We start from the raw sequence: 10,991 nt of genomic DNA, 5'->3' as shown, positions 1-10,991 counted from the left end.
CAACCCGCGAGCCGACAGAGCGGCTCAACAACAACAAAGGCAGTTGGGGCAATCTCCCCGCTGTTTCAATTACACCCTATAGAATCGGGATCTGCGAATGAACGCTAATTGTTCAGCTGGATTGATATTCAAGGACGTTCGCTGGCGTCTGGTTTGCCATCTTGTTTAAATCTCTCGGCTATCTCGAGGGTGATCAGTTCATCGATGACCATGGAAGCGGTGTTGATAGCAATGGCTACTAGGAAGCCTGTGAAGATGAGACCGAGTAGCGCGATCAGGATAGAGATGATCTTCGAGCGTTTTTTGAGGGGGCGTATATCGCCATAACCGACCGTAGTTCCGGTGATGAAGGCCCAGTAGGCAGCGTCAAATATGCTCCATTTTTCAATGCGTCCCACCAGCAGTCCCAAAGATACGATCATCAGCGCGAGGGTGATGAGGAGCGGCCCCAAGACGTATAGCGACCAGAATACGATGTTCAGGAATCTGGCGAGGTATTCAATCATCTCAGTCCTTGAGCCTTTTTAAGCTGCTGTCGCGTATCGTTTACGGAAGAGGAGGTAAAAGAGGCAGGGGCACAGTAAAAGGGTCAGGGCAGTCGCAAATCCGAGGCCGAACATCATAGCATAAGCCATCGAGCTCCACATGCCACCGCCGCCTAGGGCCAGTGGTATGAGTCCCACGATCGTCGTGCAGGTAGTCAAAATAATAGGGCGGAGTCGCGATCGGCATGCGGTGACAATGGCTTCGACCAGGGTGTCTTTTTCCTCCAGTTGGAGATTGATCTCATCGATGAGGAGAATGGCATTGTTCACGATGATGCCGAGTAGGGCAATGAGGCCCAGTAGGGTCATAAAGCCGAATGATGATCCAGTGATGAGCAGGCCGGGTGTGACTCCAATTAGCATGGGTGGGATGGTGCACATGATGATGGCGAATCGCCGGACACTGTTGAACTGCGCGATTAAAATCAGCGAAAGGATCGCCATCGATATGGGCATGGCGGAAGCGATGCCGCCTTGTGATTCAGCGCTCTCTGCCTGTTCACCGCCATAGCCAATCGTGTAGCCGGCCGGCCAGTCTGAGGCGGCAGTCAGCGCAGCCAGGCGGGGTTGGATCTCAGCAAGCACATCTGAGGCGAAGGCGCCCGTCACTTTACCCTTCAGGACCATTTCTCGGAAACCATCCTTTCGGATAATTGATCCCGGCTGGAATACCACCGAAACGTCAGCCACTTGGCTGAGTGGCACTGTGCCGTCGCTGACGAAGATGGGTAGGTCATTCAAGCGCTCGGGTCGTGTGCGATAGTCTTCGCGCGAGCGCACGGTGATGGGGATCGCCTTGTCGCCCTCGCGGAATTCCGATGCGACAGTGCCATTGTATTCGAGATTAATAGACTGGGCCAGCGAATCGGTCGTCAGCCCGAGTTGCGCAGAGCGGATCGGATCCGGGTCGATGTTGACTTGCTTGACCCAGGCTCCCCAGCTGTCGCGAAGATCGTAGAGTCCGGGGACGTCAGCAAGTTCTTTGAAAATGCGATCCCGCAGTTGGTAGAGCGTTTGGCTATCTTTACCAGTAAGCTCAATTTGAATCGGGTCACCCACAGGGGGGCCGTTTTCGAGTGCTTTGGGGCTGACGCGAGCGCCGATCATATTTTCCTCAGCAAACAGGCGTAATTCAGCGCGCAAGGCGGTAATCGCTTCCGGGTCGTCAGTCTTTGTTAAAACAGAGAGGAGCGAATAATTGGGATTTGCCGGTTCTGAGGCGAGAGATAGATACCAGCGTGGTCCGCCATTACCGATCCAGGAGGATACGCTGTCGACCATCTCGGTTTGATCGAGCAGCCAAGTCTCTAGTGTGGTGACGGCGCGCTCGGTTTGCAAAATATCTGTCCCTAAGGGGAGTTCCACATCGATGATGAATTGACCCCGTTCGTTGGGTGGAAAATAGATGCTGGGGACGTATTTAAAGGCGAATGCAGCCCCGAAGGTGAGCAGGATGATAAGGATGGGATACGTCCATCCCAGTTTGAGTACGAGGCGCAGCAACGCTTCGTAGGGCGTATAGCAGCGGCTCAATAGCTGCCCGACAAAGGTATCTTTCTTCTGTGGCTTGAGGAAATAGAAGCAAAATATGGGAATGATCGTAAGCGAGATAACCCAACTAGATAATAGGGTCATCGATACGACCGCGAAGAGGCTGTAGGTAAATTCACTGCTTCCCCCTGGGGCGAGCGCGATGGGAGAGAATGCTGCGATGGTGGTGCCGCTGGCGGCTAACAGAGGAACTAATAAGCCTTTGCCCGCGGCGATGACAGCTTCCCGACGCGATTGACCCTGGTTCAGACGAACAAGGATCTGTTCGGAAACCACCACTGCATTATCGACCAGGAGGCCCAGTGCTATAATCAATGCTGCTATAGACATCATCTCGAGCTGGACGTCAGCTTGCGGCATGAAAGCGAATGTCATCAAAATAGCCGATGGGACCAAGACGCCAACAATGAGAGCGAGTCGGAGCCCTGCAAAGAGGAACATGACGACTACAACGAAGAAGAAAGCCTGGCCCAAATTGACGACGAAGTTTTGAATCGATGCCTCCACATACGTGGGCTGGTAGAACATCGTATCGAGCGTGAGGCCGATGGGTAGGTTGTTTATTGTTTCCTCGAGGAAGGCCCCGATGCGCTCACCTACTTCAGTGACGGCGTAGCCTTCGGTCATTGAGATGGCAATGCACACAACGCGCTCGCCGTTGAAGTGGGAGAGTGCGGCGACCGGCTCGGAGTAGCCACGTTTTACTTCAAACAGGTCAGAAATGCGCAGTTGCGTCGTGGTGCCCGGGAGGCTGATACGGTAATTAGCCAGTTCTTCGACGGATTCAAATTCTCCCAGTGTGACGAGGTTGAGGCGTTCTGTGCCCGCCAGGACGTTGCCGCTGTTGGCGACGGCGTTTTGTGCGTTGAGCTGCCCGAGGATATTGCTGGGTGATAGGCCGTAGGAGGCTAGCTCGGTAGTCGAGAATTCGAGGAAGATGTTTTCTGCCTGTTCTCCATGGATCTCAATTTTTGCAACGCCCTCGAGGCTGAGTAGATCGTCGCGGATATCCTCAGCATAATCATTTAGCTCGCGGTCACTGAATCCATCGCCGGAAAGAGCATAAACATAGGGGAAAACGTCGCCTACTTTATCGTTTACCGACGGCGTTGAGGCTCCAGAGGGCAGCCGAATCGTATCGATGCTATTCCGCATATCCTGCCAGATCGGGGCCAAGTCGAAATATTCATCGCCAGCCGTAACACTCACGATGGAGAGGCCTGGTTTCGAAGTGGAGTTGACCTCGTCGATCTCGGCGATCTGGCGCACGGCTTGTTCCAAAGGGATCGAGATCTCTTGTTCGACTTCCGAAGCGCTGCGTCCAGGATACTGGGTGATGATCTGGGCGTTGCGGATCGTAAACTCTGGATACTCGAGCCGGCCAATGCTGAAGTAGGTGGCGAACCCCATCAGCATCAATACTGAGTAGATGACCAGGGTCGTGCGGTTATTTTTGAGAGCGAACGCAGTGAGATTCACAACAGGCGGGACTTCGATGTTTACTGGGCGTAGCGGACTACCATGCCTTCTTTGATCTCATTGACGCCTCGGGTGACGAGGATATCCCCAGGAGTTAATCCGGATGTCACAGCAATATAGCCGTCACTGAGCAAGAATCCGGTGCTGACTTCCGCATTGTGTACCGTGGCGTTGCCGCTGTCGTCAGGCTTAAGAAGCCAAACTGAAGGCTGAGAGCTGGTGCCTCCGCCGATGATAGCTGCCAACGGTAACGAAAAATAGGGCTCAGACTGCCTGCCTTTTGTTTCCACAGTAACTTCACCAACCATGCCTTCGCGCAGGGTTTCCGGGCTGTTTTGGATCCCAGATTCGACGGTGTATGTGGTATCCGTATTACTTCCTGGGGCGATACGAAGGATCGTGGCGCTCAGGGGTTCCGAAGCCCCATCGTTTACCAAGACCTTGAGCTCTTGTCCCACTTTAAGCGCGTTTACCAGATCGGTCGGCACTCCGAAATGAAACTCAAAGGACCCTTGCTTCTGAATCCGCATCACGGTCTGACCGGTGGTGGCTAACTCTTGAGTTTCAAGCTCGACACTACTCACGATACCATCAAAGGGCATACGAAGGTCGGTGTTTTTCAATTGGCGTTCGGCCAGTTCGAAGGAAGCCCGTGCGGAGGTGGCACCGCGAATGGCGCTATCAAGCTGGCTTTGACTCGCGTTGCCCGTCTCGAAGAGTTTTTGTGTGCGGAGTAACTCGCTTTCGGCTTGAGCTAGAGCCGCTTCGGCATCGGCTACCCGCACCTGGTAGTCGGTTTTATCCACTGAGGCCAAAATATCGCCTGCTTGAGCAGTTTCACCTAGTCCGACGCCGATGGATTCGATCCGTCCGGAAACTTCAAACGCGAGATTGGTAGCATCTCCTGCGGAAACTAGTCCAGAGAAGCTGCGGCTGCTTTGGTCTATGGGTTGCTCGACTATCATGGATACGACAGGGCGGGGGCGGCTTTCCACCACTTCGGGTTCAGAGCACCCGGTAAGGATGGCCACGAGGGCGATGAAAGAGTAGCTAGCTAATCGCATAGGATGAATGCTTAGGGTTGTGAATTTCTGAAGTTTTGGAAATCGTTGATCCAAGCTGCGCGCTCGGCCGGTGTCTTTTCATGCTCAAACCAGGCTATGGAACGCTGAAGGGCATAAATCGAGTTAAGGTAATCGAAGGTTGCCGTGTTCAATGTCTGTTGCTGCGAGAGAAGAGCTTGTTGTGCGTCGAGAAGATCGAGGAAGGAGGCATCGCCTTGTGCGTATTGTTCGTTGATCGCATCGTAGTTGGCCTGGGCTGCAGTCAGCGCTTGGCGGTTGAGGCAAATATTCGGGTGTCCCGCTCGGATACCATTGTTCGCGGAAAGGACCGCTTCTTCTAAGCTTTGAACCGTGGCTAATCTTTGCGCCTCGAGCCGTGCGATGGTCGCACGTTGTTGTCGAATTTCGCTGAAGCGACCGCCGCCTTCGAATAGGGGAATGGAGACTTGGACTCCGATACTCGCCTGGTTCTGTCCGCTCCAGTCGGTCTGTGCATTTTCGAGGTAGTTTCGGCTGAATCCGCCACTCATCGAGATTTCAGGAAGATAAAAATCACGTTTCAGTGAACGCAGTTGAATCCCCTGGGCTTGGAGCTGTAGGTCAAAAGCGGCCAGTTCGGGAGAGTTTTCGATCGCTTGGCTCGCGGTGAAGCTAATAAAGCTTCGGAAATCCACAGCGTTTTTGAGCAGAGGGCCAAGCGTGTCATTGAGAAAATAAAACTCCCTGTCGCCGATGGTAATCTCCTCAAAGTCCCACTCGGAGCTTTGGGGTAATCCAAGGATGCGATTGAGCTGAATGACAGCGTTGAGCCGTGCCGATTCGCGTTGGATCAAAAGAGCTTTGCCACGTGCAAGCTGTTGCTCCCAACGAAAGAGTTCTGAGGCTTTGGAAGCGCCGATGTCCACGCGAATTCGGGCAAGCTGGACCGTGTCATAGGTGAGATTCAGGTTGCTCCGCTCGATTTCGTAGAGGGCCTCGGCGGAGAGGCAGGCTAGATATGCACTGGCAGCAGCACTGGTAGCATCGAGTTCAGACGACAACAGATCCATCTTTGACGCAGAGAATAGATCGCGCTGAATATTCAGGCCGCTCCACACCTCTTCATTGAATAATATTTGTCTGAGTTCTAGGCCGATGGCCCCTGTATCCGTGTAGTTTTGATCGCTTCCTCCTGGAAGGCCATAAATACGTTGATGACTTGCTGATCCGCTGGCGCTGATCTGGGGGAGCAGGAGACTGCGCGTCACATTGACACCCGCTTCGGATATCTCTGCGCTGCGCCGTGCGATTTCGACACTGGCGCTAGCCAGGCGTGCTCGCTGCATCGCGTCCTCGATCGTGAGCGGCTTTCTGTTGAGCGATGTGCCCATATTGATCACCTCGGCCGAAAGTGCAGTATCATAGTCTGGGGCCCAAGCGATGGCGTCAGCAGTAGCCATATTGAGCACCAGTCTATCCTGGGTGGGAAGGTATACGGGGAGCCGGGTTGTGGGCGTGCCACTCAGCGCAAGATAAAGGTTGAGTGCGGCACGTCGGGCAATTTGGTTGTAGTCAAATTGAGCTAGGCCGAGGAGTGCTCCCTTTTCGACATCTTCAAGTCCATTCATCGCCATGGTGAGGATGCCTCTTTCGTTAAGGCCCTCATAGAGCCGGGTTCGGTATGTGTCGTCGAAACGATCAAGAATTGAAACATAGACGGCTCGGGCTTTTTCCGGGATGCTTGCCAACGTCGCGTTCAAGTCGGAGCTAGCAGCAATGGGGATGATCGAGAGCTCAAGAGCTTCGGCAAAGACTTCGCGTCCGGATTCAAATCTTGATGAGAGTGCCTCGATATAGATCTGATCGATGACGAGATAAATCTCAGTTTCATTGGCAATGCTTTTCAGGCGTTCTAGATCGGTAGAGACACGTTTGGGCGTAACGATGGGCAAATAATTGTCTATCTCTGACGTGCCGCTATCTGAAATAATGCCCGGTGCAGCTTCGCTCAGTTGTAGCGAGCCCGCGATCACCAGTTTGTCCAGGCTGCCGCGTTCAGTCGCAATCCCTTGAATGATCTCTGTCGCAATCACACCACAGGTATAAACTGCGTCGTACGCCTCATTGTTTAGTGCCTCATTTACTGCGGCCCGGATTGAAGCGATATTGTAGGGTTCAGCTGGAATTTTAGAGAAAGTTGGCGGCGTCCGTGTCTCGGTTAACTTGGTGAGCTCAGATTCAAAGATCTGATTCAGCTCATCAAAGTACCACGAAGGTCCATCCCGCACGATCGCGATGTTATAGGCGCTCAGTCCGGATGGAAAAAAAGCGGCCCCTATGACAAGGAAAGTGGCAAAGAATATCTTTGAGGGAAAAAGGAGAGACCTGTTTGCGACGATCACAACTTCGGGATGCCTGAGTCGGCTTAAATGATCCAACAAAAAATGAGACTGGAACGCAATTCTGTGCGAAAGCTAGCATTCTTACCGCTATGCGGACTTTCTGGGTCTTACTAGCGTATCGATTGAAACGGTTTCTTTCCTGGGAACGCCGAGCCCCTGCTTGGCTACTACGGTATGTTTCTTTGAGACTGAGGTTGGTAAAGCATACCTTTCATTGATTCTTTGTATTTAGGACATCCACCGCGCAAATCGCACAAGCAACGCAGAATCCCGTTAGATAACCGGGTAGAGGAGCCAGAAACGAAGCTTTGTATATTTCGGTCGTATTCAGGAATAAGATCAGAAATCCCGCAACGACACTCGCTGCCGCGATATATTTACTCGGTGTTTTGTTGTATAGGCCAAGTAGCAAGGCTGGGGTCAATTGAAGCATGCCGCCAAAGGTGCTGAATACGAGGAGGGTAATGAATTTAGGTTGGATGCTCGCAATGAAGGCGAAGAGGCAGACAGCAAGTGTGAAGATTCGGCTGATTTGGAGAATTTTCTTGGGCTCTATATTTGTTTTGCGCCGGTAAACTTGCTCGCTGACGACGAAGCCGACACTCAGGAGAATGGAGTCGGCCGTAGACATGGTAGCTGCAATAATCCCGATCGTAGCCATTGCACCGAGAATAGGAGGCACACTCGCCGAAACTTTGCCGACGACTTGGTCACCACTTTCTAAGCCGGGAAAGGCGACGGCTCCACCGAGTCCAAGGATAGCTGCGGTAACCGCGGTGATGATGCCCAAAGCTGGAAACACAAACATCAAGACACGGAGGTAGCTTTCGTCTTTGACCATCATAAAACGCTGGGCGTTTTGAGTCATCGAGATAGCTCCAAATGACAACATCACGGCCAAACCGATGAGCATGGGTAGCGTGAAAAAACCCTGAGGGCCCGGTGTTTTGAGGAGTGACGGCGATTGTGCTGCATCGATATCGCTCAAGAAAGCACCCAGGTCGAAAGACCATTCAGTCCATAGAAATGCCATAGCAACGCCCACGCAGCCTACGATAGTTACCAGAGATTGAACGACATCGGTGCGAATGATGTTTTTGATGCCACCGGATTCCGAATAGAGGAATATGATCCCCAACCCCACGGCTGCGGTGGGTAAGTAGGGCAGTCCCAAGGCGCCCTCGAGCAGACGCGCAAAGCCCGTGATCTGGATTGCGACGTAGGGCACCATACAGTAGAGTGTGATGCCCACAAAAAGCAGCTCCAGCGCTGGGGATCGGTAATTTTTGAGATACAGTTGTATCGGCGAGCGGATCTCGGGATGCGCGCGCGACAGATTCCAGAGTTTCCGTCCTACGGTATTGGCCAGCACTGCTAGGATCGTATAGGAGATCAGGGCAAAATACAGATTGCCGATGCCGTGAACGTAGAAGAAACCGGCACCGCCGACGATGGCAGCAGCGCTGATGATCGTTGCCCAAAAAGTAAGGATGGATGCTCCGAGTCCGACGTTCTTTCCCGCTAGGAAAAAAGAATCTGGACTGGTCTCTGGATTCCTAAAACTACGCACCGTGAGCACCACCAACCAAATTGCATAAGTGGATAGAAGCAGGAGGGCCCAGCCGGTGTAGGAAGTCATGGATTTAAATGAGCGATGGCTGTGCCAAGAATTGCTAGGAATGTATCTTGCCCACGGATGCGATCTGAACCAAAAGGCACGCGGCGACAGAGCGCCACGGCTACAGTTAATCGGTCTAATCCAGTGCAACGGGGGTAGGGCCGATTCGCCGTAACCGGCCGCTCCTGCGATGCAGGCCCACCCAAATGAATCGCTTATCGATGCCTCTCGAGGTCCTATACCCGCGTCGCTCTGTCGACGCATTCTTCTGAACGCGATGCCAGTCCACACTTGCTTTCGTCTCGGTCAAAGGCAGCGTCTGGATTATGCGAGACCTGTCTTTGCGAGAAGTTTTTGGAGCCCTGAGAAACCGTTGGGTACACCGCCGTGAACAAGCTGATCGTACCGAGCGCCAAAAGCTGGGTGACCGAGGCGAGCGGGTTGCAGCAACCTACTTGATTGAGAAAGAGGGGATCCGAATCATCGAACGGAACTGGAGACAAGGCCGTCTGGAGATCGATCTTGTGGGTTTAGATGGGGATGTGTTGGTTTTTGTGGAAGTGCGTGCACGCCATGAGGACGATCGGCGCGGGGGCTATGCGAGCATTGGAGCAGCGAAACGTGAGGTGTTGCTCGAAGCATTCCGCACCTATCTCAGCCTACAGCGTCAAAGATCTGCCCATTTCCGTTTTGACATCGTCGAAATTGGGCACTCATCCTCGATCCCAGAGCGTGTTGCGCACTACGCTGGGGTTCAGATTTTTCCCCGGCATTTCCAATAAAAACCCAATCCTATGTCATCCGATCAACGGCATCCATTTCTTCAAGGTCTCAGTAAGCACCGCGGGGCTCCGCCCACCGTGCTCGTAATTTTTGGCGCATCTGGCGATCTTACGAAACGCAAACTGGTCCCAGCGCTCTATAACTTGGCTGTCGATAACCTGCTGCCGGCGGAATTTAGCCTCATTGGTTTTGGCCGGAAGCCCATGCCCGATGAAGAATTCAAGGCGACTGCAGAGGAGGCGATCCAGACGTTTTCACGGCGACCTCTGAACGATGAGATTTGGGCCAAGATCAAAAAGAACACTGGCTACCATGCCGGAGGCTACGATGAGTTGGCAGCATTTGAGTCTCTAAAAGAACGCATTGATGGAATCCGGGAGCAGATGGGGCGTGAGATTCAGGTTGTTTTCTATATCTCAACGCCACCCACCGTCTTTGTTCCCATTATCCAGTGCCTTGGCAAGTCCGGCTTATCGCGCATTAACATCGACACTGATCTGGAGTCGAAGGTTGTAATCGAAAAGCCTTTTGGCCGCGATCTAGAATCAGCCCTTAACCTCAATCATGTCATTTCTGGCGAATTCAACGAAAGCCAAGTCTACCGGATCGATCACTATCTCGGTAAAGAGACTGTGCAGGACCTTCTTGTGCAGCGGTTTGCCAATGCCATCTTTGAGCCTATTTGGAACCGCGAGTATGTAAAATCGGTTCAGATAACCGTGGCGGAGTCGCTTCCAGTCGGCAGCCGCGGGGGGTATTATGACACCAGCGGGGCTCTGCGTGACATGATTCAAAATCACACCATGCAGCTGCTGGCGCTGACCGCTATGGAACCGCCCGTATCGCTTGATCCTGAATCCATCCGCGATGAGAAAGTGAAAGTGCTCAAAGCCATTCAGCCCCTCGATATGCGTGTGGATGGCGGCGATGTAGTCCGTGCGCGCTACAGCGAGGGCCTGGTGGGCGGGAAAATGGTCAATGGCTACATGGACGAAGAGGGTATCCCGGCCGATTCGATCACCGAGACCTATGCTGCGTTGCGCTTTTCGATCAATAACTGGCGTTGGAAGGGGGTGCCTTTTTACATGCGTTCCGGTAAAGCGCTGGCCTCGAAAGTCTCAGAGATCGCCGTTCAGTTTAAGCGCCCTCCAGGTATCCTCTTTTCTGAGGGGGATAAATATAATGTGGCACCCAATACCATGGTCATCCGCATTCAGCCCAATGAAGGTGTGACCTTGGTCATGAACTCCAAGATTCCCGGTCTGGAGACGCGCACACAGCCGGTTAAAATGAGTTTCGGCTACGCGACGACTTTTGGATCCAACACCCCTGAGGCCTACGAACGCTTGATCCTCGATTCAATGATCGGGGATTCGACCCTCTTTATCCGTGGTGACGAGACCGAAGCTTCGTGGCGACTCATGACTCCAATCTTGGAATTTTGGGAGAAATGTGGACCCAATGGCTTGGAAGACTACGTGGCAGGCTCCTGGGGACCGATGGCTGCGGATCGTATGCTTTGGGAAGACAAGAATACCTGGCGCACGTCGGGATCTTAAAAGGGGCCATA

7 protein-coding genes are annotated in these 10,991 nt (G+C 53.0%); 2 read left to right on the top strand and 5 right to left on the bottom strand.

The features are described 5' to 3' along the window. Positions 1 to 128: 128 nt before the first annotated feature. The 5 genes from HRU10_09065 to HRU10_09045 all read right to left on the bottom strand — a co-directional run bounded on the left by HRU10_09065 (position 129) and on the right by HRU10_09045 (position 8,659). A complete protein-coding gene (locus tag HRU10_09065) occupies positions 129 to 506 on the bottom strand; it encodes a two pore domain potassium channel family protein (protein NRA27384.1) in 378 nt (125 codons plus the stop codon). An 18-nt stretch (positions 507 to 524) separates the two neighbouring features. Then, a complete protein-coding gene (locus tag HRU10_09060; protein NRA27383.1) occupies positions 525 to 3,575 on the bottom strand; it encodes an efflux RND transporter permease subunit in 3,051 nt (1,016 codons plus the stop codon). A gap of 20 nt (positions 3,576 to 3,595) precedes the next feature. Further along, the gene (locus HRU10_09055; protein ID NRA27382.1) at positions 3,596 to 4,639 is read right to left on the bottom strand and encodes an efflux RND transporter periplasmic adaptor subunit; all 1,044 of its coding nucleotides are present in this window, start codon (positions 4,637 to 4,639) and stop codon (positions 3,596 to 3,598) included. 11 nt (positions 4,640 to 4,650) lie between these two features. Continuing rightward, on the bottom strand, positions 4,651 to 7,020 hold the full coding sequence (locus HRU10_09050) for a TolC family protein (GenBank protein ID NRA27381.1): 2,370 nt from the start codon (positions 7,018 to 7,020) through the stop codon (positions 4,651 to 4,653). Between the two features lie 211 nt (positions 7,021 to 7,231). Next, entirely contained in the window at positions 7,232 to 8,659 is a 1,428-nt protein-coding gene (locus tag HRU10_09045; GenBank protein NRA27380.1) for a sodium:solute symporter family protein, read from the bottom strand. 305 nt (positions 8,660 to 8,964) lie between these two features. Between HRU10_09045 and HRU10_09040 the strand changes: the two genes are divergently transcribed. Then, positions 8,965 to 9,420 carry a YraN family protein gene (locus HRU10_09040; protein ID NRA27379.1) on the top strand — a complete coding sequence of 152 codons (456 nt, stop codon included), beginning with the start codon at positions 8,965 to 8,967 and terminating at the stop codon, positions 9,418 to 9,420. A 12-nt stretch (positions 9,421 to 9,432) separates the two neighbouring features. Continuing rightward, a complete protein-coding gene (gene zwf, locus HRU10_09035) occupies positions 9,433 to 10,980 on the top strand; it encodes a glucose-6-phosphate dehydrogenase (GenBank protein NRA27378.1) in 1,548 nt (515 codons plus the stop codon). Positions 10,981 to 10,991: the final 11 nt, after the last annotated feature.

This window comes from Opitutales bacterium, assembly GCA_013215165.1.
In the GTDB taxonomy this organism is placed as follows: Bacteria; Verrucomicrobiota; Verrucomicrobiia; order Opitutales; family JABSRG01; genus JABSRG01.
Note: the sequence above shows the minus strand (reverse complement) of the source record. Positions and strands in the feature narration are given on the sequence as shown.